The organism is Nocardioides sp. YIM 152315 (assembly GCF_029210375.1).
Lineage (GTDB): Bacteria > Actinomycetota > Actinomycetes > Propionibacteriales > Nocardioidaceae > Nocardioides.
Genome location: NZ_JARGER010000043.1, coordinates 338,936 through 363,032, shown reverse-complemented (window position 1 = coordinate 363,032; position 24,097 = coordinate 338,936). Strand labels below are relative to the sequence as shown.

Genomic DNA, 24,097 nt, shown 5'->3' with positions numbered 1-24,097 from the left:
CCGTCAGAGCCGCTCGACGACCCAGTCGATGCAGTGGGTGAGGGCCTCGATGTCGGTGGGGTCGACGGCCGGGTACATCGCGATGCGGAGCTGGTTGCGACCGAGCTTGCGGTAGGGCTCGGTGTCGACGACGCCGTTGGCGCGGAGCACGGCGGCGATGCGGGCGGCGTCGATGCCCTCCTCGAAGTCGATCGTGCCGATCACCAGAGACCGGTGCGCGGGGTCGGCGACGTACGGGAAGGCGTGCGGCGACTTCTCGGCCCAGGTGTAGAGGATCTCCGACGACTCGGTGGTGCGCGCGACCATGCCGGGCAGCCCGCCCGAGCCGTTCATCCAGTCCAGCTGCTCGGCCATCAGGAAGAGCGTCGCGACCGCGGGCGTGTTGTAGGTCTGGTTCTTCAGCGAGTTGTCGATCGCCGTCGGCAGGTCGAAGAACGCCGGGACGTGCCGGTCGGTGGCCGCGATCGAGGCGGCGCGCTCGAGGGCCGCGGGGGAGAAGAGTGCGAGCCAGAGGCCCCCGTCGGAGGCGAAGGACTTCTGCGGGGCGAAGTAGTAGACGTCGGTCTCGCGTACGTCGACGGGCAGACCCCCCGCGCCGGAGGTCGCGTCGACGAGCACCAGCGCGTCTGCCGCGACGCCGTCGGGCCGGACGACCGGGGCCATCACCGCGGTCGAGGTCTCGTTGTGCGCCCAGGCGTAGACGTCGACGTCGTGCTCGGCGACCGGGTCGGGCAGCGAGCCGGGCTCCGACACGCGGACCGAGGGCGCCGAGAGCCACGGCGCTGCCGAGGCCGCTGCGGCGAACTTCGACGTGAACTCGCCGAACGACAGGTGCTGCGACTTCTCCCGGATCAGCCCGAAGGTCGCGACGTCCCAGAACGCCGTCGCGCCGCCGTTGCCCAGCACGACCTCGTAGCCGTCGGGCAGCGAGAACAGCTCGGACAGACCGGCGCGGACCCGACCGACGAGCGAGCGCACCGGCGCCTGGCGGTGCGACGTACCCATCAGCGACGAGCCGGTCGCCGCGAGCGCTTCGACGTGGGACGTCTGGATCTTCGACGGACCGGCCCCGAACCGGCCGTCGGCGGGGAGGAGGTCACGGGGGATCTGCAGGGCGTCGCTCACGCTTCCCTATTCTGTCAGCCGTACCGGCGAGCCCACGGGGGATGACAGATCATGAACAACCGCACCCTGCTCCAGACCCTGCTGCTGTTGGTCGGCGGGGTGGTCCTCCTCGGCGGACTGGTGTGCGTCGTGTCCGGCTTCGCCGGCTTCGCGAGCTCCGACCCCGGCTCCGACGGCGACTCCTCGATGATGCTCTTCGCCGCGGGGGGATTCGCCGCCGTCATCGGGTTCGGCCTGATCGCCTTCACCCGCGCCGCGATCCTGACCCGCAACGGCGCCTACGCCCGCGTGACGATCGAGCAGGCGACGGCCCCGCGAGGTGGTCGCTTCTGCTCGTCCTGCGGTACGGCGACGTCGCCCACCGCGCGGTTCTGCGAGTCCTGTGGTGCCGCGGTCGGCTGACCTCGTGCTCCGGCTGGTCGGGTACGGCCATCCGGACGCGATGCGGCTGATCGAGGAGGTGCAGGCGGAGTACGTCGTCCGCCACGGCGGCCCGGACGAGACGCCCCTCGACCCGCTGATGTTCGAGCCTCCTGAGGGCAGCTTCTTCGTGGGCTACGCCCGCGACGCGCCGGTCGCGACCGGCGCCTGGCGGCGCTCTGGGGTCGTCGCGCTCGGCACGACCGTCACCGCCGAGATCAAGCGGATGTACGTCGCTCCCGCCGCCCGCGGGCGCGGCCTCGCGCGCCGGATGCTCGCCGGGCTCGAGGCCAGCGCCGCCGCCCACGGCTTCGAGGTCGTCGTGCTCGAGACCGGCCTCAACCAGCCCGAGGCGATCGCCCTCTACGAGACCAGCGGCTACGTCCCGGTGCCGCCCTTCGGCCACTACCGGGACTCGCCGCTGTCCCGCTGCTACGCGAAGCGTCTGCCCACGACCGGGGCCGTCAGCTGACGTCCCGCCGGCGCACGAGCACCAGGGACAGCACCGGCAGCGCGACGACGTACGCGAGGACCGTCCACGTCGCCTGGGTGCCGGAGATCGCGTCGACGACCCCGGGGGTGCCGCCGCCCGCGTCGACGCCGATCAGCGAGCCCACCAGCGATCCGGCCGCGGTGCCGGGGAGCACGTGCGTGAGCGCCTCGATCGCGCCGAGCAGGTTGCCGACGCCGCGCAGGAGGTTCTCCACGACCAGCGCCCACACCAGTCCAAGACCGACCGAGAGGGCGGGTCCGCGGGAGAGCGTGCCGAGCGCGAACCCGGCCAGCGCCCACATCTCCAGCACCAGCAGCCCGGCGAGCACCGACTCGAGCACCGAGCCGGCCGACGGCCACACCACGTCCTGACCCTCGCTGAGCGCGATCGCCAGCGAGACCCCGACGTACAGCACCAGCGTGAAGAGCACCGTGCCGACGACGTAGACCGTGGTGGCGACCAGGGAGCCGAGCACCGACGCCGTCCTCGACGGGCCCTGGGTGAACACCGTCTTCCAGGTGCCCCAGCCGTAGCCGCTGCCGGCGACCATCGCGCCCAGCACCATCATCAGCGCGCCGCCGAACATCGGCATGCCCTGCAGCAGCACGTCCGGCACGGACACCGGCAGCAGCTCCTGCAGCACCGAGCTCATCGACTCACCCTCGTTGGCGAAGCTGTTGTCGCCGGTCTTGTAGGCGAGATAGCCGAACACGTAGCCGAACATCAGCGCCAGCGCCACCCAAGCACCCAGGGTCACCCACACGGCCGGCCACCGGCGCAGCCGCAGCAGCTCGGCCCGGCTGCTCCTCATGATGGCGTTCATCGCACTGCCTCCTCGTGCTCGTCGTTCTCGTGGTTCCGGTTCGAGCCGGTCATCTCGAAGAAGACCTCCTCGAGGGTCCGCTCGCGGCTGGTGACCTCGTGGACGTCGATGCCGTCGGCCACCAGTTGCCGCACCAGGTCCGGCGCCGCGGACGCGGGGAGCTCCAGCGCCAGCCGGTCGTCGAGCACGTGCACGCCGTCGTCGCCGGCGATCCGCATCGCGACCGCCAGCGCGAGGTCGAGCGGCTCGGCCCGCACCGCCAGGGAGGCGCTGCCACGGAGGTCGGCGACCGTCGACTCGCGCAGCAGCCGACCTTCGCTGATCACGCCGACGCGATCGCAGATCTCCTGCACCTCGGCCAGCAGGTGGCTCGAGAGCAGGACCGTCTGACCGCCCCGCGCCAGGGCGACGATCAGCGCGCGCATGTCCGCCATGCCGGCGGGGTCCAGCCCGTTGGTCGGCTCGTCCAGCACGATCAGGTCGGGGTCGCCCATCAACGCGGACGCGACCCCGAGCCGCTGCTTCATGCCCAGGGAGTAACTCTTGAACCGGTCGCCGCCCCGGTCGGCCAGGTCGACCCGCTCCAGCGCGGCGTCGACCGTCCGCTCCGACAGCCCCCGGTAGCGGGCCATCACCATCAGGTTGTCGCGCCCGGTCAGGTACGGGTAGAAGCCGGGCCCCTCGACCAGCGCGCCGACGCGCTCCGTCACCTCGGGTCGGCCCGCCGGCTCGCCCAGGACGCTCACGCTGCCGGCCGTCGGCCGGACCAGCCCGAGCATCATGCGCAGCGTGGTGGTCTTCCCGGCCCCGTTGGGGCCGAGGAAGCCGTACACCTCACCGCGTCGCACGGTCATGCTGACCGAGTCGACGGCGAGCCGGACGTGGTCGCCCCTGCCGTAGCGCTTGGTCAGCCCTCGGGTCTGCACCATGAGTTCCGTCATGGCATCCACCGTCGTCGAGGGACCGTCCCGGCGCGTCCGCTCGTCAGCGGCACCGGAGTACGCAGATCCGCGTACGCCGATGCCTCGCGTCGTCGTACGCCGCGACGCGCGGCGCGGCCTAGCCTCGGACGATGCTCAGATCTCCCCTGCCGTGGCTGGTGCCGGCCGCGCTGCTGGTCGTCGGGTCGCTCGGCACCAACCGCGGCTCCGACTCCTACCCGGCCGTGGCCGTCTGCTCGATCGCCGCGGGGGCCGCCCTGGTGCTGGCCTGCCATCGCGGGCGCGCGGCGGTGCTGCTGTCGGGAGTCGCGGTCGGTGGCTACTTCGCCGCGGGTCTCGAGAACGGGCCGATGTTCCTCGCGCTGCCGCTGGCCCTCCTCGCCGCGTCGCTTCGGCACCGGCCGCGGGTGCTGCTGCCCGCCGGCGTCGCCGCGGTCGTGCTGGCCGTGACCGGACTCGTCGTCCGCGCCGCGAACGGCGACGGCGGGCCGCAGGTGTTCTGGCAGTCCGTCGGGGTGGCCGCGATGTCGTCGGTGGCGGCGTTCGGCGGCTGGTGGCTGGTCGACCGGGGCCGGATGCGCGCCGAGCTGGCCGGGCGGGCCGCGACCGAGGAGCGACTGCGGATGGCGCAGGACCTCCACGACGGCGTCGGCCACGGACTCGCCGTGATCGCCATGCAGGCCGGCGTCGCGCTGCACGTGCTGGAGAAGGACCCGACCGCCGCCCGGCGCAGCCTCGAGGCGATCCGCGACACCAGCCGCGAGTCGCTGGAGTCGCTGCGCGCCGAGCTCGCCCGGATGTCGGGCAGCGAGGCGCCCCGTCGGGCGACGCCGGGTCTCGCCGATCTCGATCCTCTCCTCGAACGCGTCCGCGCGGGCGGGCTGGCGGTCGAGCGCCGCGGCGACCCCGGCGCGCTGGAGGGCGCGGCCGACCACACGGCGTACGTCGTCGTGCAGGAGTCCCTGACCAACGTGCTGCGCCATGCCCGGGCTACGCGGGCGGCCGTCGTGCTCGAGCGGACGGACGTCGGGCTCACCGTCATCGTCTCCGACGACGGCGTCGGTGCGGCGGCCGCCGTCGGGCAGGATGGCGGCATGGGCATCGCGGGCATGCGGTCGCGGGTGGAGGCTCTTGGCGGCACGCTCCAGGCAGGGCCGGACGCGACGGGCTTCCGGGTCCGGGCGCAGATCCCGGTGGCCCGGTGACCTCGATGACCTCGATGACCTCCATGACCTCTGTCCGCGTCGCCCTCGTCGACGACCAGCCACTGGTGCTGATGGGCCTGTCCACGCTGATCGGCTCGGAGGACGACCTCACGGTGGTCGGCGAGGCCCACGACGGGCGCGCCGGCCTGTCGATGATCCGCAGGCTCCACCCCGACGTCGTGCTCTGCGACATCCGGATGCCGGTGCTCGACGGGCTCGGTCTGCTCGCCGAGGTCGCCGCCGATCCCGACCTGAGCGGGGTCAAGGTCGTCGTGCTGACGACCTTCGAGCTCGACGAGTACGTCTTCGAGGCGCTGCGCGCCGGCGCCAGCGGGTTCCTGCTCAAGGACACCGAGCCGGAGCGCCTCCTGGACGCGATCCGGGTGGTCGCCGACGGCGGGTCGCTCCTCGCGCCGTCGGTGACGCGTCGGGTGATCGAGCAGTTCGGCCGGGTCGGTCCACGCGCGCGGGTCCACCCTCGCCTCGGCGACCTCACCGACCGCGAGCGCGAGGTCCTCTCCTGGGTGGCCACGGGGCGGTCGAACGCGGAGATCGCCGAGCAGCTCGTCGTCAGCCCCGACACCGTCCGCACCCACGTCAGCCGCGCGATGGTCAAGCTGCACGCGCGCGACCGCGCCCAGCTGGTCGTCTTCGCCCTCGAGTCGGGCCTCGGCGATCGCCCCTGACCCATCACGGTCGTTGAGGAAGGCGCGCAGACGCACGGTGGTTGAGGAAGGCGCGCTGGCGCCTGTCTCGAAACCACCGCAGGGGTGGTCGGGTACGTCGTGCCGGGCGCGGCGCTCCAGGGGTAGCGACTGTCGGCGTCCTCCCGGCGGCGCCAGGATGGACGCGCGTCCCCCGCCGTCAAGGATTCCCTGCGGCGGCTTCGCCGTCCTTGACGGCTCCTCCCGCGCGTCCGTCGGCGCCTACAGGGAGGACGCCGACCTGCGGTCGGGACACCCGGTGGTTGAGGAAGGCGCCCTGGCGCCTGTCTCGAAACCACCCCTGCACAGGACACCGATCCGGGTGTGGAGTGGCGCTTTGGATCGTGATCTGTTCGTGACCCAGACCCCTGTGAATTAGCGGGTTCTGAGCCTCGCAGTGTCGGTGGTCGGTGCTTGAGTGGACCCATGACAGCGATCGCGACACCCCGACACCGGGTCAGTGCCGCGGTCGCGCACGTCCACGCCGAGCTCGATGCCGTCACCGACGCCTCGGTGTGGTCCATGGACGCCGCCGAGACCGGCCAGACCCTGACCGCGCTCACCCGCGCAAGGGCCAGACTGGCCGAGCTCGAGGCCAGGGTCGCCGCGCACGCCGACGACCTGCACGTCGGCTCCGAGGTCGGCGCGTCGTCGGCGGCGAACTGGCTCGCCCACCAGACCAGGGCGACCCGCGCGGAGGCGCACCGTGCCGTCCGGTTCGGTCACGACCTCGAACAGCACACCCTGACCCGCGACGCCCTCGCCACCGGCGACGTGCTGGCCGAGCAGGCGCGGGTGATCCTCCGCTGGGTCGACCGCCTCCCCACCGACCTCGGCGCCGACACGCGGGGGAAGGCCGAGCAGCATCTTCTCGCCCAGGCGAAGGATCACGACGCGAAGGCGCTGAATCACCTCGGCCGGCACCTCTACGAGGTCGTCGCGCCCGAGGAGGCCGACGCCCACGAGGCCGCGCAGCTCGAAGCCGAGGAGAACGCCGCGGCGAAGGCGTGTCGGTTCACCATCTACGACGACGGGCACGGCCAGGCGCACGGGACCTTCGCCATCCCCACCTACCACGCCGCGGCACTGAAGAAGGCGCTGAGCGCGATCACCGCACCCAAGCACCAGGCCGCCACCCACGGCGCCGGTGCGGGTGTGGAGCGCCGGCCGACCCCGGAGGCCATGGGGGAGGCGTTGTGCGAGCTCATCGAGCGCTACCCCACCGACCAGCTGCCCCACACCGGCGGCGTCAACGCCACCGTCACCGTGCTGATCGACCTCGACACCCTCCTCGACCGCCTGGAGAAGGCATGTGTCCTCGACACCGGGGAGAAGATCAGCCCCGGTCTGGCGCGGCGGTTGGCGTGCGAGGCCGGGATCATCCCCGCCGTCCTCGGCGGCCACTCCATCCCGCTGGACCTCGGCAGGAAGCGGCGGTACTTCACCGAGCACCAGCGGGTCGCGATGCTCCTCCGCGACCACGGCTGCACCGCCGAGGGCTGCGACCACACCACCGGACTCCACGCCCACCACCGCACCCGCTGGGTCGACGGAGGCCAGACCGACCTCGACAACGGGGTGTCCCTGTGTCACTGGCACCACAACCGAGCCCACGATTCGAGCTACGACACGACGTACCTGCCCACCGGCAAGGTCCAGTTCCACCGACGCACGTGACAGGCAGCCGGCGCGACGGCACCGACCGGATCGCCTATCTTGAGCGCATGCTGCTCCCGCCCAAGGTCGCCCATGGGGTCGCCGACGGATCGGTGACGCTCGCATACCGTCGCTGGCGCAAGCAGGACGTGCGGGTCGGGTCGGAGTTCCGCACCGTCGCCGGCGTCGTGCGGGTGGACGAGGTCGAGGTGGTCGACGCCGACGCCATCACCGACGAGGACGCGGTCGCCGCCGGGTGGCCGGACGCCGACCGGCTGCGACGGCAGCTGGACAAGGTGGTCGACGTGCCGACGACGTACCGCGTCCGGCTGAGCTGGGCGGGGCCCGACCCGCGCGTCGCGCTGCGCGAGAGCGCCGACCTGACCGACGAGGACGTCGCCGCGATCGACGCGAAGCTCGATCGGCTCGACCGCGCCAGCAGCCACGGCCCATGGACGATGGCGACGCTCGACCTCATCCGCCGCCGTCCGCACACGCGGGCGCCCGACCTCGCCGCGGAGATGGGTCGCGAGCGCGACCCCTTCAAGATCGACGTGCGCAAGCTGAAGAACCTCGGCCTCACCCGGAGCTTCGACGTCGGCTACGAGGTCTCGCCGCGCGGGCTGGCCTACCTGGAGCGCACCACGCGCAAGTGATCAGGTGCGCCGGCGGCCGGCCGATGAACCGCTCGTGCGTCTCGGTGTCCCGGCCCTGCTCGGCCTGCTGCTCTGCCTCGGTCTGCTGGCGCCCGGCCACGCCGCCGAGCCGATCGAGGACTACTCGTCCTACCAGCCCGCGCACAAGTGCCACCCCGCGCCGAAGACGGGCACGGCGGTGCTCGGCCGGTGGGTCGTGCGGAAGTTCGGTGGTCGCCCGGTCGGGGGCGCCCGGCCCTGCGGCCGCAAGCAGGGCGTGACCTCCGAGCACCAGGCGGGACGCGCCTTCGACTGGTCCGCGGACGTACGCCGCGCCGCCGACCGCCGCCGGGTGAAGGCCCTCCTGCGCGCGTTGTTCGAGCCCGACCGGCGGGGCAACGAGGACGCCAGGGCACGCCGGATGGGCGTGATGTACGTGATCTGGGCGGACCGGATCTATCCGGCGTGGAACGGGTTCCGGCCCGAGCCGTACCTCAACTCGGCGTGCGAGCAACGCTCGAAGTGCTCGCGCACCCTGCGCCACCGCGACCACGTGCACGTCTCCCTCGACCGGGACGGCGCACGCGGGCGCACCAGCTGGTACGCCGACCGTCAGGCGCCCCACTCCGCGCGCCAGCCCTCGACGTCCGAGGCCGGTCGCGCGGACGGCCCGGCGTAGATCGCCGACGGCCGGATCAGCCGCCCGGTCGTCTTCTGCTCGAGGATGTGCGCCGACCAGCCGCCGGTGCGGGCACAGGTGAACATCGACGTGAACATGTGGGCCGGGACCTCCGCGAAGTCGAGCACGATCGCGGCCCAGAACTCGACGTTGGTCTCGAGCACCCGGTCGGGCCGGCGCTCGCGCAGCTCGGCGAGCGCGGCCTGCTCCAGCGCCTCGGCGACCTCGTAGCGCGGGGCGGCCAGCTCGCGCGCCGTACGCCGCAGCACCCGCGCCCGCGGGTCCTCCGCGCGGTAGACGCGGTGGCCGAAGCCCATCAGGCGCTCGCCCTGGTCGAGCAGCTCCTTGACGTACGCGCGGGCGTCGCCGCGCCGCTCGACCTCCTCGATCATGCCGAGCACCCGTGACGGAGCACCGCCGTGCAGCGGGCCGCTCATCGCGCCGATCGCACCCGAGAACGCCGCCGCGACGTCGGCGCCGGTGGACGTGATCACCCGGGCGGTGAAGGTCGAGGCGTTCATCCCGTGCTCGGCGGCGGAGCTCCAGTAGGCGTCGATCGCCTTCACGTGCCTGGGGTCGGCCTCGCCCTTCCAGCGGATCAGGAACTTCTCCGCCAGGGTGTCGCCCCGGTCGACCTCGGTCTGCGGCACCACCGGCCGGTGCAGGCCGCGAGCCGACTGGGCGGCGTACGACAGCACCATCACCGCCACCCGCGACAGGTCGGCGCGGGCCTGCTCGTCGCTGATGTCGTAGGTCTGCCGGAAGCCGAAGGCCGGCGCCAGCATCGCGATCGCCGCCTGCACGTCGACGCGCACGTCGCCGGTGTGGACGGGGATGTTGTAGGCCTCCGCCGGCGGCAGGCCGGGGGCGTAGCTGCCGTCGATCAGTAGGCCCCACACGTTCTCGAACGGGACGCGCCCGACGATCTCCTCGATGTCGACGCCGCGGTAGCGCAGCGCCGACCCCTCCTTGTCGGGCTCCGCGATCTGCGTCTCGAACGCGACCACGCCCTCCAGTCCATGGTGTACGTCAGTCACGGTCGGCAGTCTAGGGTCGACGGCATGGATCTGGCGGCGCTGCGCGAGGAGTACGGCAGAGCGGGACTCGACGAGGCCGACCTGGCGCCGGACCCGGTGACGATGTTCGAGCGGTGGCTGGGCGACGCCGTCGACGCCGGCCTGCACGAGCCCAACGCGATGGTGGTCGCGACCGTCGGCCCCGACCTGGCCCCCTCGTCGCGGATGGTGCTCCTCAAGGGCCTGTCCGCCGACGGCTTCGTCTTCTACACCAACACCGGCTCCCGCAAGGGACTGGAACTGGCCGACAACCCGCGCTGCGCACTGCTCTTCCCGTGGCACCCGCTGGAGCGCCAGGTGCGGGTCGACGGTGTCGCGACGCCGGTCTCGCGCGAGGTGGTCGCGGCGTACTTCTCCGTGCGCCCGCGCGGCTCCCAGCTCGGCGCGTGGGCGTCCCACCAGTCGCAGGTGACCACGCGGGAGGCGCTCGCGCGTGCGTACGCCGAGGCCGAGGAGCGGTATCCCGTGGACGTGCCGGTGCCCGACGAGTGGGGAGGGTACGTCGTGCGCCCCGAGGCCGTGGAGTTCTGGCAGGGCCGACCCGGCCGGATGCACGACCGGCTGCGCTTCCGGCGAGCGGGCGCGGGGTGGCTCACGGAGCGGCTGGCGCCCTGAGCCGTCGGCGCGGCAGCCCGAACGCCAGCGCGCCCAGCAGCAGGACCGCGCCCGCGCCGAGCAGCCACCACGGCAGCGCCTCGGGGATGCCCAGGAACGTCGTGATGCCCAGGATCCGCGCCATGCCCCACGGCAGCAGCGCGAGCTGGTCGTTCCAGACGGCGAGGGCGTCCTCGAGCCCGACCGCGGCGGTGAGGGCGCCGACGCCGAGCAGGGTGGCGCCGACGACACCGAGGACGGTCGCCCCGGCGCGGCGCCGCCCCGTGGCGCCGGCCAGCGCCCATGCCAGGCATGCCAGGACCCAGCCGAAGAGCACGAACGAGACCACGACGTACGCCGTCCGCCACCCGGGCTCGGTCCAGAAGACGAACCAGTAGCCGCCCGGGCCGCGCACCGACAGCACCGCCAGGAGCAGCAGGGTGCGCAGCGTGACCGCGCCGCCGACGGCCGTCGCCACCCACCACGACCGCGTCGCGAGGACGACGCCCGCCAGCACGGCCCAGCCGATGCCGACCAGCAGCAGGTGCGCCGGCGCCAGGAACCACGTGAGCACCAGCCTGCTCCACACGACGGCCAGCAGCGGGATCGCCGCGACGAGCCACCAGCTGACCGGCCCGGGCTCGCGCCACGGGGCCAGCGCGGAGCGCACCATCGTGCGGCCGGTGCGGGTCAGGCCGAGCGCGAGCAGCAGCGCCAGCAGCCCACCCCGGGCGAGCCACGCCATCTCGACGTCCCGGTCCGCGCGCTCCTCGCCGATCCGCGCGGCGGTCAGGTTGTACGCCGGCAGCTCGAGGTCGTCGCCGTACACCTGCTCGTGCAGGTCGGCCGTCGCGTCGAAGCGGCTCCGCGCCTGGGCCCACTCCTCGCGGCCCTCGCCGGTGTCGAGCCAGTGCGCGTGCCGCAGCACCATCGCGCGGTAGGCGGCGAGCATCTGGAAGAGGTCGACCTGGTAGTCGAGGGCGTCGAGGAACTCCTGTCGCAGAGCCGGGTCGCGCCAGGTCGCCGGGTCGGTGTCCGCGACGAGCCCGAACATCTCGTCGGCGGTGTCGACGGCCCGGTCGCCTGCCGCGATCGCGTCGTCGACGCCCGTCGGGCCGGAGTCGCGGACGATCGAGTAGATGACGTCCAGGACGGCGCTGTCGCCGGTGAGGATGTCCCACTCGAAGATCCACATCTGCGGCGGTGGCTCGAGGCCCAGCGCGAAGGCACGCACCTGGGCGAACGGCTCGATGTAGAGCCCCTGGGTCACGGCCTCGCGTGACGACGCCATCGCCGTGGTGATTGCGGCGACGGTCGCGGGGTCGGTGGAGAACCACCGGCGTGCCCAGTCGGCGGTGAGCTCGGCCGGATCTGCGTCCGGGTCGCGGGCCAGGCGGGCGGCGACCTCGGTGTTGAGGTCGTAGAGCTGCCAGAAGCCATGGGTCAGCTGGAGCGTCATCGGGCCGGCGCGCCACGGCCCACCGTCCTGGGTCCACGTCCAGATGCCCTCGACGTGCGGGTTGGCGGCGAGGAACCGCTGGAGCGCCTGCCGCGTCAGCGTGCCGAGGTCGTTGGGGATCGCGCCGAACGCCTCGAACTCCCTCCGGCTCTGCAGCTCGACGATGCGGCGCTGGTCGCCGGTCTCGAGCGTGTCGTTGAGCGGCAGCCAGCTGTAGAAGTCGCCGAGGCTGTACTTGGTCGAGACGACGAGGTTCGGTGAGTCGAGGCCGTCGAGCACCTCGTGGTAGCTGTCGGGGTTCGTGTGCATGTCGCCGACGGCGCCGACGCCGACGCTCCAGGTGCGGAAGACGACGGTCGTGTCGCTCCGCTCGGCCTCGTCGGTGAACGCGGTGAGCATCGCGCGGACCGCCGGTGCCGTCGTCACCGTGATCTCGGAGTAGTAGTCCCAGCCCGGCAGGTTGTAGATGCTGCCGCCCTCGCCGATCCGCAGGACCACCCCCGCCAGGTAGGGCATCTCGCGGTAGAGCTCGTCGAGGCCCTTCTCGTAGACGTCCCACAACGCGTCGTCGGTCGTGTCGAGGTCGAACTCGTCGCGCAGGTGCTGCTCGAGCGGCCCGCTCAGGACGAGCATGTCGGTGCGCAGGTAGACCTGCATCCCGAGGTCGTGGACCTCCCGCCAGATCGGCCCGAACGCCGCCCGCATGGCCTCGGCGCGCGCGACGTACTCCGGGTCGTCCGCGTAGACCTCCGGCACGTCGGCGAAGGTGAGGTACTCGAGGAAGCCGGGGACCGCGATCGCGTTGTAGCCCTCGGCCAGCTCGTGCCTCACGAACGAGAGGACGCTCGCGCGGGCCTCGGGGAGGGCCGCACGGTCGACGTACGGCGCCTCCGGCAGGATCGCGTCCTCGAACGCCCGCGAGTAGTGGGAGTAGTCCTCGCCGCCGCGCCACTGCTCGGGGTCGGCGTCGACGCCCGCGGCGCCGAGGTCGACCATCCGGAACGGCAGCCGGCTCGTGACCGTCTGCCCGAGGCGCTCGGTGAGGGGCCGCCGCTCGCGTGCGGCGAGCGCCAGGTCGTAGACGCCGCGCACGGCCCCGGTCTCGCTGGCCGCGGTGATCCGCAGGGCCCGCCGGGTGCCGCCGAGCCGGTAGGTGTCGTCGTCGGGGTCGCCGTGCCCGTGGCGTACGACGAGCGTGGCGCTGCCCCTCGTCCCCTCGGCGTCCGACACGGCGTCGCGCAGCTCGGCGACCGCGGTCCGGGTGCGCAGCGTGTCGGGCGCGGCGATCCGCGTGAACACGAGTGGGGGCGTGGCGTCCCGCGGTGGCGCGACCCGCAGGTCCTCGACCGGCACGTCCTTGGCCTCGGTGCGGATCCCCAGGGAGGCGGAGATCCCGGCCGCCATCGCCGCGCCCACCAGGCCCAGCACCACCACCACGAGGACGACCTGAACGGTCCGACGTACGCGCACGAGGTCGCACTGTAGGCGGCTCGCCGGGATACTCCCTGACGGTTTCGGGCTGTGGGAGCGTGCCCAACCCCGAAACCGGCAGGGACTATCCCGAAAATCCAGTTGTGAGTGAGTGCTCACTCATTTAGTGTTGCCGACCGTGGACACGAGACGGGAGCGGGCCAGGCCGCTGGCCCCGGAGGAGCGGCGGGAGGCGATCGTCGCCGCGACCCGGCCGCTGCTCTACGAGCACGGGCGGGCCACGACGACCAGGCTGATCGCCGAGGCGGCAGGGATCGCGGAGGGCACGGTCTTCCGGGCGTTCGCGACCAAGGAGGAGCTCTTCGACGCGGTGCTCCGGGCGGAGTTCGATCCGGCGCCGTTCCTCGAGCAGGTCGCGAAGGTCGACCCGGAGCTCGAGCTGCGCGACCGGCTGGTGGCGTACACGACGCTGCTCCAGCGGCGCTTCGTCGGCATCTTCACGCTGATGGCCGCGATGGGGCTGCGCAAGCCGCCCGATGCGGTGCGCAACGTGGACATCCGGCAGCAGATCGCCGAGGGCGGGCTGGCCAAGCTCCTCGAGCGCGACGCCGACCGCTTCACGCTGCCCGTCGACCGGGTCGTCCACATGGTGCGCTTGCTGACGTTCTCCGGCAGCCATCCGCACATCTCCGACCAGCAACCCCTGGCCCCCGAGGAGATCGTCGACGTGATCCTCCACGGGGTCCTCCGAGAGGAGACCGACTCCTGATGCTGCTCCGACTGCTGCGCACCCAGCTGGCGCCCTACCGCGCCTGGCTCGGGGTGGTCGTGCTCTTCCAGTTCATCGGCGTGCTCGCGATGCTCTACCTGCCGACGCTCAACGCCGACATCATCGACACCGGTGTCGTGTCGGGCGACACCGACTACATCCTGCGGACCGGCGCCGTGATGCTCGCCGTCTCCTTCGGCCAGATCATCTGCTCGGTCGTGGCCGTTCGGTTCGGCTCGCGCACCGCGATGAGCTTCGGCCGCGACATCCGGGCGGCGCTCTTCCACCGCGTCGGCACGTTCTCGACGCGGGAGGTGCAGGACTTCGGCGCCCCATCGCTGATCACCCGGACCACCAACGACGTCCAGCAGGTGCAGATGCTGGTGCTGATGTCGTGCACGATCGCGGTGTCGTCGCCGATCATGATGGTCGGCGGCGTGATCATGGCGCTGCGAGTGGACACGGGCCTCGGCTGGATCCTCGCCGTCGCCGTCCCGGCGCTCTTCGTGTGCGTCGGCTTCGTGGTCAGCCGAATGGTGCCCAACTTCCGGGCCATGCAGGAGCGCATCGACGAGGTCAACCGGGTGCTGCGCGAGCAGATCACTGGCATCCGGGTGGTGCGCGCCTTCGTGCGCGAGCCCCACGAGTCGCAGCGCTTCGCCCACGCCAACGACGACCTGACTGAGGTCGCGGTCGCCGCCGGCCGGTGGATGGCGACGATGTTCCCGCTGGTGATCCTGGTCGTGAACGTCTCGAGCGTCGGGGTCATCTGGTTCGGCGGCCACCGCATCGACAGCGGCGAGATGGAGGTGGGCGCGCTGACGGCGTTCCTCTCCTACCTGATGCAGATCCTGATGTCGGTCATGATGGCGACCTTCATGCTGATGATGATCCCGCGGGCATCGGTGTGCGCCGACCGGATCGTGGAGGTGCTCGACACGCACACGTCGGTCCCGACGAGCGACGACGTCGTCGCGCCCGAGGCGGACCGGCGCGGGCACCTCACGCTCGACCACGTCACCTTCGCCTACCCCGGTGCGGAGGAGCCGGTGCTCGCGGACGTCTCCTTCGCGGCGCGGCCCGGCCAGACCGTCGCCGTGATCGGCTCGACCGGGGCGGGCAAGAGCACGCTGGTCAACCTCGTGCCGCGGCTCTTCGACGTCACCGAGGGCGAGGTCCGCGTGGCGGGCCACGACGTACGCCGTCTCGACCCGGACCTGCTCTGGCAGCAGATCGGGCTGGTGCCGCAGAAGGCCTACCTCTTCAGCGGCACGATCCGCAGCAACCTCCAGCACGGCAAGCCCGACGCCACCGACGAGGAGATGTGGGCGGCCCTCGAGGTCGCGCAGGGCCGCGACTTCGTCGAGGCGCTGCCCGACGGCCTCGACGCCACCGTCACCCAGGGCGGCACGAACTTCTCCGGCGGGCAGCGCCAGCGGCTCGCGATCGCACGGGCGCTGGTGCGCAAGCCGGGCATCTACCTCTTCGACGACTCCTTCTCGGCGCTCGACCTGGCCACCGACGCGAGGCTGCGGGCGGCCCTTCGGCCGGAGACTCGGGACGCCACCGTGGTGATCGTCGCGCAGCGGGTCTCCACGATCCGCGACGCCGACCTGATCCTGGTGCTGGAGGACGGCAGGGTCGTCGGCCGCGGGACGCACCACGAGCTGCTGGCCGACTGCGAGACCTACCAGGAGATCGTCCAGTCCCAGCTGAGCGCGGAGGAGGCGGCCTGATGTCCGAGACCGGCACCAAGAAGCAGGAGTTCAAGGCCACCGAGCGCATCGAGGCACCTCAGGGTGGGCCGGGGCGCGGCCCGATGGGCGGCATGGTCGGCCAGAAGGCGATGGACTTCGGGCCGTCCGCGCGACGGCTCGTGAGCCTGATGCGCCCCGACCGCGGCAAGGCCGTCGCCGTGGTCGTCCTGGGCATCGCCAGCGTGATCCTGATGTCGATCGCACCGCGCATCCTCGGCCACGCCACCGACCTCGTCTTCAACGGATTCATCGGCTCCAAGTTCCCGCCGGGCACCCCCGACTCGGCGCTGCCCGACGCGGTGCAGGGCATGGACGTCGTGCCCGGCCAGGGCGTCGACTTCGGTGCCGTCGCGGACGTGCTGATGACCGTGCTCGCGCTCTACGTCGGCGCCTCGCTGCTGGCGTGGCTGCAGGGCTTCATCCTCAACACCGTCGTGCAGAACACCATCCGGCAGATGCGCGAGGACGTCGAGACGAAGATCAACCGGCTGCCGCTGAACTACTTCGACCGCTCACCCCGCGGCGAGCTGCTGAGCCGCGTCACCAACGACATCGACAACGTCAGCCAGACGCTGCAGCAGACGATGAGCCAGCTGCTCACCTCGCTGATGACGGTGCTCGCGGTGCTCGCGATGATGGTCTGGATCTCACCGCTGCTGGCGCTGGTCGCGCTCGTCACCGTGCCGCTGTCGCTGATCGTGACCGCGCGGATCATGAAGCGGTCGCAGGGTCAGTTCGTCGCGCAGTGGCGTCGTACGGGCGCGCTCAACGCCCAGATCGAGGAGGCCTTCTCCGGGCACGCGCTCGTCAAGGTCTTCGGTCGCCAGGAGGAGGTCGAGCGCACCTTCGCCGAGGAGAACGACGAGCTCTTCAAGGTCAGCTTCGGCGCGCAGTTCGTGAGCGGGCTGATCATGCCGTCGATGATGTTCATCGGGAACCTGAACTACGTCCTCGTCGCCGTGGTCGGCGGCCTGCGCGTGGCCAGCGGCTCGCTGTCGCTGGGCGAGGTGCAGGCGTTCATCCAGTACTCGCGCCAGTTCACCCAGCCACTCACGACCGTCGCCTCGATGACCAACCTGCTGCAGTCCGGCGTCGCCTCGGCCGAGCGCGTCTTCGAGCTGCTCGACGCCGACGAGGAGCCGGTCGACGCCCCCGCGCCGACGGCTCCTGCGGTACGCCGCGGCGAGGTCGCCTTCGAGCACGTGTCGTTCCGCTACGAGGAGGACCGCCCGCTCATCACGGACCTGTCGCTGGTCGCGCGGCCGGGGGAGACCGTGGCGATCGTCGGACCGACCGGCGCCGGCAAGACGACGCTGGTCAACCTGGTGATGCGCTTCTACGACCTCGACGCCGGGCGGATCACCCTCGACGGCGTCGACGTCGCCGGCATGCCGCGCGCCGCGCTGCGCGGCCAGATCGGGATGGTGCTGCAGGACACCTGGCTCTTCGAGGGCACGATCCGCGACAACATCGCCTACGGACGCCCGGACGCGACCGAGGAGGAGATCCTGGAGGCCGCGCGGGCGACGTTCGTGGACCGCTTCGTGCACTCGCTGCCCGACGGCTACGACACGGTCATCGACGAGGAGGGCTCGAACCTGTCCGCCGGCGAGCGCCAGCTCGTCACCATCGCCCGGGCGTTCCTCACCAACCCGGCGCTGCTGATCCTCGACGAGGCGACCAGCTCGGTCGACACCCGCACCGAGCTGCTCGTCCAGCACGCGATGGCGGCGCTGCGCACCGACCGGACGTCGTTCGTGATCGCCCACCGGCTCTCCACCATCCGCGACGCCGACCTGATCCTGGTGATGGAGGACGGCGCGATCGTCGAGCAGGGCGACCACGAGTCGCTGCTGGCGGCCGACGGTGCCTACGCCCGCCTATACAACGCGCAGTTCACCGCGCCGGCGGCCGAGGAGGTCGTGGGGTGATGGGCTGATGCGGGGATACCCGGTGCACCGGGTATTCCGGCGCTTCTCGGCCGTTGCAACACCCGAGAAGCGCCAGGAGTGCCCGAACGGTGGGGCTCGTGGGGCTCCCGTTAATCCCTTGAACAGGCTTCCGCGACGGCCTAGCGTGAAGCCACACGGGAAAGGAGGTGGTCCGAAGAATGAATTCTTTCAGGACGCGTGAGGTGGCTGCCCGCTAGCAGCCCATCGGCAACACCCGGGGTGGAGTCACTCCGGGACGGCTGCTGGTGAATCCCAAGCAGTCACCCGACCCGCAGGCGATCCGGTCATCACGTCCACCGGAGACGGGCTCCCTCAGGAGCTCGACGCCTGCGGGTCGCTGCATTTCCGGCCCCCGACCTCGATCAGGCGGCGCCCTCGGTGGGGACGGTCGGCATCTCGGCCGTCGGCGCCGGCTCGGCCGCGCGGGCGGCGGCCTCCGCCTCCGCCTTGGCCTGGGCCTCGGCGAGCTTGTTGGTGGCGACCGCGCTCTCGGTCAGCGAGGCGACGGCCGTGAGGGCGAGCCACACGCCGGCCATGCAGATGAGCAGCCGGACGACGGCGACGTCGAAGGAGAGCGTGCCGCTGACCTGAGCGGCGTACAGCGCCGGCGAACCGACGAGCAAGGTGCCGATCAGGACCGGCCACGACAACGGACTCATGCGGGAACCTCCCTGGTGCGACGATGACGGGTCATGCGCTCACGGCGAGGGTCTGGTTGGCGGTGACGACGCCCTCGGAGCGGATCTGGTCGGCGCCGGTCAGCTCCTGGTAGGAGAGGACCGCGAGCCGCGGGATGATCGGGCCGACGAGCCGGCGCAGGGCCGGCCGCAGCTGCGGGGCACACACGAGCACGGGCCGCAGGTTCCGGTTCTCGATCTCCTGGCTGAGGTGGTTGAGGCTCGCGATCAGGCCCTGGCTGGTCTCGGGGTCCAGCGCGATCGTCTGGCCGTGGTCGCCCGGGCGGAGCGACTCGAGGATCCGCTGCTCGAGCTGCGGCTCGAGCGTGAGCACGTGGAGCGTCTTGTCGACGAGGTACGGCGCGGCGATGGCCGGGCCGAGCGCGGCGCGGGCTGCCTCCACGAGGGGGTCGAGCTCCTTGGTGCGGGTGGCGCGCAGCGACAGGGCCTCGAAGATCCTGACCAGGTCGCGGATGGAGACGCCCTCGTCGAGCAGCTCCTGCAGCACCCGCTGGATCTCGCCCAGGCTGAGCTGGGTCGGGGTGAGCTCCTCCACCACGACCGGGTGGGTGCGCTTGACGACGTCGGTGAGCATCCGGACGTCCTCGCGCCCGAGCAGGCGACCGGCGTACTGGGTGACGACCTCGGCGAGGTGCGTGGTGATGACGGAGGCTCGGTCGACGACGGTCGCGCCGCTGAGCTCGGCCTGGCTGCGCAGCTCGGCGGGGATCCACTTCGCCTCGAGGCCGAACACCGGCTCCCGGGTGGGCTGGCCGGGCAGCGAGCCGAGGTAGTCGCCGATGGCGAGGACCGTGCCCGAGGGCGCCTCGCCGCGGGCCACCTCGATGCCGAACAGCATGATCGCGTAGGTCTGGCTCGGCAGCTGGAGGTTGTCGCGGGTGCGGACCGGTGGGGCGACGATGCCCAGGTCGGTCGCGATCTTCCGGCGCAGCGCCTTGACCCGGTCGAGCAGGTCGCCGCCGTTGCTCGCGTCGACGAGGTCGATCATGTCGGCGGAGAGCTCCAGCCCCAGCGGGTCGACCTGGATCTCCGCGGCGAGCAGCTCCGGCGTGTCCGCCGCGGCCAGCGCCGGCGCCGCCTGCTGTGCGGCCTGCTCGGCGACCTCGGCCTCCTTGACGGCAGCGGCGGAGCGGGACGAGGCGATCAGCATGGCGCCGCCCGCCACGATGAACGGCAGCTTGGGCAGGCCGGGGATCAGGCACAGGCCCAGGGCGCCGAAGCCGGCCACCCGCAGGGGGAGCGGGTTGGCCATCACCTGGCGGACGATGTCGGAGCCCATGTCGGCGTCGTTGACCGAGCGGGTCACGATCAGGCCGGTCGCCACGGAGAGCAGCAGCGCGGGGATCTGCGAGACGAGCCCGTCGCCGACCGACAGCAGGCTGTACGTCGTGATCGCCTCGCCGAACGGCATGCCGAGCTGACCGACGCCGACCGCGAAGCCACCGATCAGGTTGACCAGCGTGATGATGATCGCGGCGATCGCGTCGCCCTTCACGAACTTCGAGGCACCGTCCATCGAGCCGTAGAAGTCGGCCTCGGCGTGCACCTCCTTGCGGCGGCGGCGCGCCTCGTCCTCGTCGATGAGGCCGGAGTTCAGGTCGGCGTCGATCGCCATCTGCTTGCCCGGCATCGCGTCCAGGGTGAAGCGCGCACCGACCTCGGCGACGCGGCCCGCACCGTTGGTGATGACGACGAACTGGATGACGAGCAGGATCGCGAAGACGATGAGGCCGACGATGAGCGATCCGCCGACCACGAAGTGGCCGAAGGTGTCGATCACCTTCCCGGCGAAGCCGTCGAGGAGCACCAACCGGGTCGCGCTCACGTTGAGCGCGAGCCGGAAGAGCGTCATCACCAGCAGCACGGCGGGGAAGGCCGCGAAGTCCAGCGGACGGTGCACGAACATCGCCACCATCAGCACGAGGAGCGCGGCGGTGATGTTGAGCGCGATCAGCAGGTCGAGGACGGCCGCCGGGAGCGGCACGACGAGCATCACGACGATCAGCACGATGCCGACCGGCACGCCGAGCTGGTTGATCCGCTTCACGACGGGGGTCCTCCAGGAGTTACGAACGGGGTGGGGCAAGGGCTGCGCGCGCCGTCCGTGGCACCGGTGGTGTGACTCCGTCCTGGGGTCCGGGGGTTCTATCGGTCGGCGAGCGCCGGACCTGAGGCCTCCGCGAGGTCCCGTCTGGGACGTCGTCCGCCCGGGCTCACCGGCGGCAGGTCCGACTCGACCCGCGGGGTCCGGTGCTCGCCGCCGCGCGCTCCCTGGTTGCGCCGGGTGATGACGAAGGCGAGCACCTGGGCGACCGCGGCGAAGAGCTCGGTCGGGATCTCCTGACCGACGGTGGTGGAGCCGTAGAGCGCTCGGGCGAGCGGTACGTCGCGGACAAGTGGCACGCGCGCCTCGCTGGCCTTCTCGCGGATCGCGGCGGCGATGGCGCCGGCCCCTCGCGCGACGACCCGGGGGGCGCCGCGGTCGGGCTCGTAGCGCAGGGCGACGGCGACGTGGGTCGGGTTGACCAGGACCACGTCCGCCGTCGGCACGTCGGCCATCATCCGGTTGCGGGCGGCGGCCAGCTGGCGGGAGCGGATGGCGCCCTTGAGCAGCGGGTCACCCTCGGAGTTCTTGTGCTCCTGCTTGACCTCTTCCTTGGTCATGCGGGTCTGCTTGCCCATCTTCTTGCGCTGCACGAGGTAGTCGGCGGCGGCCAGCACCACGCCCACGATGGCGACGTTGCGGATCAGCCCCAGCGCGTCCTCGGCGGTGTGGCCGATCACGACCTGCACCGGCACGAGGCCCCCGATCATCGGCATCGAGGCCTTGACGACACCCCACACGAGGAAGACCACGATCGCGCTGCGGAGCAGCATCTTCGCGCCCTCCCACAGCGTGTGCATGCCGAACATGCGCTTGAAGCCCTGGAGCGGGTTGAGCTTCGAGAGCTTCGGCTTCACCGCGCCGCTGGCGATGTAGAAGCCGCCCTGCGCGAGCGCGCCGGCCACGCCGACGAGCAGGACGCCGATCCCCAGGACCAGGCTGGCCACCAGCACGTGCCAGAGTCCGTCGCCGAGGAGCGCGAGCGCCCGGTCGACGTCGGCCTGCCCGCTCGTGCTCAGCGCGGTCGTCATGATCTCCTGCAGGGCGGTGATCTCGTGGCCGAGCAGCTTCGGCAGGGCCAGCGCGAAGAGCGCCAGGGCCGACCACTGACCCAGCTCCTGGGTCCGCGGGACCTTGCCCTCCTTGCGGTTCTCCTTGTTCTTCTTCGGAGTCGCCTTCTCGGTCTTCTCCTCGCTCATGCACGTCCTCGCTTCGCGTGCATCAGCCCGCCCCGGACATCGTGGAGAGGGCCTGCGTCGACAGGTCGACCATCCGGTCGATCGCGTGCGGCAGGACCGGGAAGGACAGGCCGACCAGCAGCAGGGTGAGGCCGATCTTGACCGGGAACATCACCGACATCGCCTGCATCTGCGGCGCGACCTTGGTGAGGAGCGCGAGGCCCAGGTCGGAGAGGAAGAGCACGGCGATCAGCGGCAGCGCGATCTGCACGGCGGTGGTGAAGAACAGGCCGAACGCCGTGAGGACCACGTCGGGGAAGCTGTCCCACTGCGGCGCGGTGCCGAGCGGCAGGAACTCGAAGGTCTTCAGCAGCCCGCCGACCACGATCAGGTGGCCGCCGGTCACGAAGAGGAGCACGGTGGCGAGCATCTGGTGGAACTTGCCGAAGACCGTGTTGGCGTTCATCGACAGCGGGTCGAAGCCCTGCGCGAGCGAGAAGCCGCCGAAGACGTCGACGAGCGAGCCGGCCGCGGCGATCGCGGCGAGCAGCAGGTGGCACACGAAGCCCATCGAGACGCCGACGGCGACCTGGGTCGCGACGTTCAGCAGCAGGCCGAACGTGTCGAGCGGGATCTGGTCGCCGTTCGGGACGGCGGCGAAGGCCAGGCCGAGGCCGAGGACGACCTTCGCCATCGTCGGAATGGTGCGCCCGGTGAACGGCGGCACCACGGCCAGCCACGCGAGGATCCGCACGGAGGCGAGGAGGAACGCCACGAGTGGCTCTCCCGCGACGGTGAGGGTCATGGTGGTCTCCGGTCTCCCGGCGTCAGCCGAGCATGGCCGGGAGGCTCTCGAAGATGTCGTTGGTGAAGGCGACGAGGGTGTGCATCATCCAGTTGCCGCACAGCAGCAGGGCGACGCCGACGCCCACGAGCTTGGGCACGAAGGCCAGCGTGAACTCCTGGATCTGGGTCAGCGACTGGAAGAGCGAGATGGCGAAGCCGATCACCAGCGAGGTGACCAGGATCGGCGCGGAGAGCTTGAGCGCGACCAGCATCGTCTGGAGCGCGAGGTGGATGACGGTGGTGTCAGACATGGCGGCCCTAGGTTCCGTAGCTGGCGACGAGGGACTTGATGACGAGGGCCCAGCCGTCGACCATCACGAAGAGCAGGAGCTTGAAGGGGAGCGACACCATCACCGGGGGCATCATCATCATGCCGAGCGCCATCAGCGCACCGCTGACGACCAGGTCGATGACCAGGAACGGGATGAAGATGACGAAGCCGATGATGAAGGCCTGCTTCAGCTCGGTGAGGATGAAGGCGGGGATGAGCGTCGTGGTCGAGACCTCGTCCGGGTTCGCGGGGAGCTCGCGGTCGGCGACGTTGGTGAGCAGCTCCAGCTCGCCGTCGTCGGTGTTGCTGAGCATGAAGTCCCGCAGCGGCTGCATGCCGGCGTCGAAGGCGACCGAGGCGCTCATCTGGCCGTCCATGTAGGGCTGCAGCGCGAGGTCGTTGATCTCGCTCAGCACCGGCCCCATCACGAAGAGGCTGAGGAAGAGCGCGAGACCGGCGAGCACCTGGTTGGGCGGGGTCTGCTGGAGACCCAGCGCGTTGCGGGTCAGCCCGAGGACGATGAAGATCTTGGTGAACGCCGTGCAGCTGAGCAGGATCGCCGGGAGCAGCGAGATCAGCGTCAGACCGATGAGCACCGTCACCGAGGTGCTGGGGCTGTCGGTCAGGCCGTCCAGCCCGATCGTGACGTCGGACCCACCTGCGCCCCCGCGCGGTCCGGCGGGCCCCTCCGGCCCGGTCGGCGCCGCGTTGGCGACGGCCGGCACGAGGACAAGGGTGACCAGCACGCCGAGGAGGATCCCGGCGCGCCGCAGCAGCGCGGTCACGACGTCCGCCGGGTGGCGGCGGCGAGCGCCTGGCGCCAGGTGTCGACGCTGAGGACCGAGCCCGACAGCGCGCCGGCGTCCGGGGTGGGCACCCACGCGGGGCGGTGGGTCGGCTCGGCCGCGTCGGTCGGCTCCGCGGTGTCGGTTGGCTCGGCGGTGTCGGCGGGCGCCGCCGGGTCGTCGGTGGCCGGCACGAGGCTCAGCACCTCGCCGGGAAGGGTGTCCTCGGGGAGGTGGTCGGCGACCTCGAGGGGGTCGAGCTCGGTCAGGACGCGGACCTGGTGCTCCGTGGTGCCGAGGACCAGCACGCGGCCGCCGACAGTGACCACCGTGACGGCGGTGCCGCGCGAGATGTTCTGCCGGTGCACCACCTGCACCAGGGCGTCCTTGCCGCCCTTGAAGCGGCGGGCGCCGAACTTCGCCAGCAGGGCCAGCAGGCCCAGGACGACGGCCAGCGAGAAGACCAGCCGGATGGTGAGCTCGAGCATCGTCGGGA

23 protein-coding genes are annotated in these 24,097 nt (G+C 71.6%); 11 read left to right on the top strand and 12 right to left on the bottom strand.

Features of this window, described 5'->3' with window-relative positions; genetic code table 11:
• Positions 1–3: 3 nt before the first annotated feature.
• Positions 4–1,125 (bottom strand): phosphoserine transaminase, encoded by a 1,122-nt coding sequence (gene serC / locus PZ894_RS20675; protein ID WP_275747713.1) that lies wholly within the window; start codon positions 1,123–1,125, stop codon positions 4–6.
• A gap of 51 nt (positions 1,126–1,176) precedes the next feature.
• Here serC and PZ894_RS20670 point away from each other — a divergent pair, with 51 nt between their 5' ends.
• Positions 1,177–1,527: a zinc-ribbon domain-containing protein gene (locus PZ894_RS20670; protein ID WP_275747711.1), complete on the top strand. Its 351-nt coding sequence runs from the start codon at positions 1,177–1,179 to the stop codon at positions 1,525–1,527.
• A 4-nt stretch (positions 1,528–1,531) separates the two neighbouring features.
• Complete coding sequence (locus PZ894_RS20665) at positions 1,532–2,017, top strand: GNAT family N-acetyltransferase (protein ID WP_275747710.1); 486 nt, start codon at positions 1,532–1,534, stop codon at positions 2,015–2,017.
• Here PZ894_RS20665 and PZ894_RS20660 read toward each other — a convergent pair.
• The gene (locus PZ894_RS20660) at positions 2,010–2,861 is read right to left on the bottom strand and encodes an ABC transporter permease (RefSeq protein ID WP_275747708.1); all 852 of its coding nucleotides are present in this window, start codon (positions 2,859–2,861) and stop codon (positions 2,010–2,012) included. The two genes, PZ894_RS20665 and PZ894_RS20660, sit on opposite strands and share 8 nt — an antisense overlap.
• Positions 2,858–3,802, bottom strand: a complete 945-nt coding sequence (locus tag PZ894_RS20655; protein ID WP_275747706.1) for an ABC transporter ATP-binding protein — start codon at positions 3,800–3,802, stop codon at positions 2,858–2,860. Before PZ894_RS20655 ends, PZ894_RS20660 begins: the two co-directional genes overlap by 4 nt.
• 131 nt (positions 3,803–3,933) lie before the next feature.
• Between PZ894_RS20655 and PZ894_RS20650 the strand changes: the two genes are divergently transcribed.
• The 5 genes from PZ894_RS20650 (at position 3,934) to PZ894_RS20630 (ending at position 8,681) form a co-directional block, all read left to right on the top strand.
• Complete coding sequence (locus tag PZ894_RS20650; protein ID WP_275747705.1) at positions 3,934–5,007, top strand: sensor histidine kinase; 1,074 nt, start codon at positions 3,934–3,936, stop codon at positions 5,005–5,007.
• Between the two features lie 23 nt (positions 5,008–5,030).
• Positions 5,031–5,693 carry a response regulator transcription factor gene (locus tag PZ894_RS20645; RefSeq protein WP_275747703.1) on the top strand — a complete coding sequence of 221 codons (663 nt, stop codon included), beginning with the start codon at positions 5,031–5,033 and terminating at the stop codon, positions 5,691–5,693.
• A gap of 444 nt (positions 5,694–6,137) precedes the next feature.
• Positions 6,138–7,388: an HNH endonuclease signature motif containing protein gene (locus PZ894_RS20640; protein ID WP_275747702.1), complete on the top strand. Its 1,251-nt coding sequence runs from the start codon at positions 6,138–6,140 to the stop codon at positions 7,386–7,388.
• Between the two features lie 47 nt (positions 7,389–7,435).
• The gene (locus PZ894_RS20635) at positions 7,436–8,023 is read left to right on the top strand and encodes a hypothetical protein (RefSeq protein ID WP_275747701.1); all 588 of its coding nucleotides are present in this window, start codon (positions 7,436–7,438) and stop codon (positions 8,021–8,023) included.
• A gap of 34 nt (positions 8,024–8,057) precedes the next feature.
• Positions 8,058–8,681, top strand: coding sequence for a hypothetical protein (locus PZ894_RS20630; RefSeq protein ID WP_275747700.1), 624 nt, complete (start codon positions 8,058–8,060; stop codon positions 8,679–8,681).
• On the opposite strand, the gene PZ894_RS20625 is transcribed toward PZ894_RS20630, so the two are convergent.
• Positions 8,615–9,718 carry a citrate synthase 2 gene (locus tag PZ894_RS20625; RefSeq protein ID WP_275747698.1) on the bottom strand — a complete coding sequence of 368 codons (1,104 nt, stop codon included), beginning with the start codon at positions 9,716–9,718 and terminating at the stop codon, positions 8,615–8,617. The genes PZ894_RS20630 and PZ894_RS20625 overlap by 67 nt on opposite strands.
• 24 nt (positions 9,719–9,742) lie before the next feature.
• Between PZ894_RS20625 and pdxH the strand changes: the two genes are divergently transcribed.
• Complete coding sequence (pdxH, locus tag PZ894_RS20620) at positions 9,743–10,372, top strand: pyridoxamine 5'-phosphate oxidase (RefSeq protein ID WP_275747696.1); 630 nt, start codon at positions 9,743–9,745, stop codon at positions 10,370–10,372.
• On the opposite strand, the gene PZ894_RS20615 is transcribed toward pdxH, so the two are convergent.
• Positions 10,350–13,280, bottom strand: coding sequence for a hypothetical protein (locus tag PZ894_RS20615; RefSeq protein WP_275747694.1), 2,931 nt, complete (start codon positions 13,278–13,280; stop codon positions 10,350–10,352). The two genes, pdxH and PZ894_RS20615, sit on opposite strands and share 23 nt — an antisense overlap.
• Before the next feature lie 139 nt (positions 13,281–13,419).
• Between PZ894_RS20615 and PZ894_RS20610 the strand changes: the two genes are divergently transcribed.
• Genes PZ894_RS20610 through PZ894_RS20600 form a run of 3 tightly spaced genes read left to right on the top strand, consistent with a single transcriptional unit; the run spans position 13,420 to position 17,698 of the window.
• Positions 13,420–14,010 (top strand): TetR/AcrR family transcriptional regulator, encoded by a 591-nt coding sequence (locus PZ894_RS20610; RefSeq protein WP_275747692.1) that lies wholly within the window; start codon positions 13,420–13,422, stop codon positions 14,008–14,010.
• Positions 14,010–15,746: an ABC transporter ATP-binding protein gene (locus tag PZ894_RS20605; RefSeq protein WP_275747691.1), complete on the top strand. Its 1,737-nt coding sequence runs from the start codon at positions 14,010–14,012 to the stop codon at positions 15,744–15,746. Before PZ894_RS20610 ends, PZ894_RS20605 begins: the two co-directional genes overlap by 1 nt.
• Positions 15,746–17,698, top strand: a complete 1,953-nt coding sequence (locus tag PZ894_RS20600; RefSeq protein WP_275747690.1) for an ABC transporter ATP-binding protein — start codon at positions 15,746–15,748, stop codon at positions 17,696–17,698. Before PZ894_RS20605 ends, PZ894_RS20600 begins: the two co-directional genes overlap by 1 nt.
• Before the next feature lie 383 nt (positions 17,699–18,081).
• Here the strand turns inward: PZ894_RS20600 and PZ894_RS20595 are convergent, their stop codons facing one another.
• The 7 genes from PZ894_RS20595 to PZ894_RS20565 form a co-directional block, all read right to left on the bottom strand.
• On the bottom strand, positions 18,082–18,378 hold the full coding sequence (locus PZ894_RS20595; protein WP_275747688.1) for a hypothetical protein: 297 nt from the start codon (positions 18,376–18,378) through the stop codon (positions 18,082–18,084).
• A 31-nt stretch (positions 18,379–18,409) separates the two neighbouring features.
• Positions 18,410–20,464 (bottom strand): flagellar biosynthesis protein FlhA, encoded by a 2,055-nt coding sequence (gene flhA, locus PZ894_RS20590; RefSeq protein ID WP_275747686.1) that lies wholly within the window; start codon positions 20,462–20,464, stop codon positions 18,410–18,412.
• Positions 20,465–20,562: 98 nt separating this feature from the next.
• Positions 20,563–21,720, bottom strand: a complete 1,158-nt coding sequence (locus PZ894_RS20585) for an EscU/YscU/HrcU family type III secretion system export apparatus switch protein (protein ID WP_275747684.1) — start codon at positions 21,718–21,720, stop codon at positions 20,563–20,565.
• A gap of 22 nt (positions 21,721–21,742) precedes the next feature.
• Positions 21,743–22,504 (bottom strand): flagellar biosynthetic protein FliR, encoded by a 762-nt coding sequence (locus PZ894_RS20580; RefSeq protein ID WP_275747682.1) that lies wholly within the window; start codon positions 22,502–22,504, stop codon positions 21,743–21,745.
• A gap of 22 nt (positions 22,505–22,526) precedes the next feature.
• Positions 22,527–22,796, bottom strand: coding sequence for a flagellar biosynthesis protein FliQ (gene fliQ / locus PZ894_RS20575; protein ID WP_275747681.1), 270 nt, complete (start codon positions 22,794–22,796; stop codon positions 22,527–22,529).
• Positions 22,797–22,803: 7 nt separating this feature from the next.
• On the bottom strand, positions 22,804–23,601 hold the full coding sequence (gene fliP / locus PZ894_RS20570; RefSeq protein WP_275747679.1) for a flagellar type III secretion system pore protein FliP: 798 nt from the start codon (positions 23,599–23,601) through the stop codon (positions 22,804–22,806).
• Positions 23,598–24,089, bottom strand: coding sequence for a flagellar biosynthetic protein FliO (locus tag PZ894_RS20565; RefSeq protein ID WP_275747678.1), 492 nt, complete (start codon positions 24,087–24,089; stop codon positions 23,598–23,600). Before PZ894_RS20565 ends, fliP begins: the two co-directional genes overlap by 4 nt.
• Positions 24,090–24,097: the final 8 nt, after the last annotated feature.

What these genes read in the sequence shown, in the direction of transcription:
- PZ894_RS20585 (WP_275747684.1), bottom strand. Translation starts at nt 21,720, where the DNA reads ATGAGCGAGGAGAAGACCGAGAAGGCGACTCCGAAGAAGAACAAGGAG.
- PZ894_RS20655 (WP_275747706.1), bottom strand. Translation starts at nt 3,802, where the DNA reads ATGACGGAACTCATGGTGCAGACCCGAGGGCTGACCAAGCGCTACGGC.
- PZ894_RS20565 (WP_275747678.1), bottom strand. Translation starts at nt 24,089, where the DNA reads ATGCTCGAGCTCACCATCCGGCTGGTCTTCTCGCTGGCCGTCGTCCTG.
- PZ894_RS20605 (WP_275747691.1), top strand. Translation starts at nt 14,010, where the DNA reads ATGCTGCTCCGACTGCTGCGCACCCAGCTGGCGCCCTACCGCGCCTGG.
- fliQ (WP_275747681.1), bottom strand. Translation starts at nt 22,796, where the DNA reads ATGTCTGACACCACCGTCATCCACCTCGCGCTCCAGACGATGCTGGTC.
- PZ894_RS20600 (WP_275747690.1), top strand. Translation starts at nt 15,746, where the DNA reads ATGTCCGAGACCGGCACCAAGAAGCAGGAGTTCAAGGCCACCGAGCGC.
- pdxH (WP_275747696.1), top strand. Translation starts at nt 9,743, where the DNA reads ATGGATCTGGCGGCGCTGCGCGAGGAGTACGGCAGAGCGGGACTCGAC.
- PZ894_RS20645 (WP_275747703.1), top strand. Translation starts at nt 5,031, where the DNA reads ATGACCTCTGTCCGCGTCGCCCTCGTCGACGACCAGCCACTGGTGCTG.
- PZ894_RS20580 (WP_275747682.1), bottom strand. Translation starts at nt 22,504, where the DNA reads ATGACCCTCACCGTCGCGGGAGAGCCACTCGTGGCGTTCCTCCTCGCC.
- PZ894_RS20595 (WP_275747688.1), bottom strand. Translation starts at nt 18,378, where the DNA reads ATGAGTCCGTTGTCGTGGCCGGTCCTGATCGGCACCTTGCTCGTCGGT.
- PZ894_RS20635 (WP_275747701.1), top strand. Translation starts at nt 7,436, where the DNA reads ATGCTGCTCCCGCCCAAGGTCGCCCATGGGGTCGCCGACGGATCGGTG.
- PZ894_RS20640 (WP_275747702.1), top strand. Translation starts at nt 6,138, where the DNA reads ATGACAGCGATCGCGACACCCCGACACCGGGTCAGTGCCGCGGTCGCG.
- PZ894_RS20660 (WP_275747708.1), bottom strand. Translation starts at nt 2,861, where the DNA reads ATGAACGCCATCATGAGGAGCAGCCGGGCCGAGCTGCTGCGGCTGCGC.
- PZ894_RS20650 (WP_275747705.1), top strand. Translation starts at nt 3,934, where the DNA reads ATGCTCAGATCTCCCCTGCCGTGGCTGGTGCCGGCCGCGCTGCTGGTC.
- PZ894_RS20670 (WP_275747711.1), top strand. Translation starts at nt 1,177, where the DNA reads ATGAACAACCGCACCCTGCTCCAGACCCTGCTGCTGTTGGTCGGCGGG.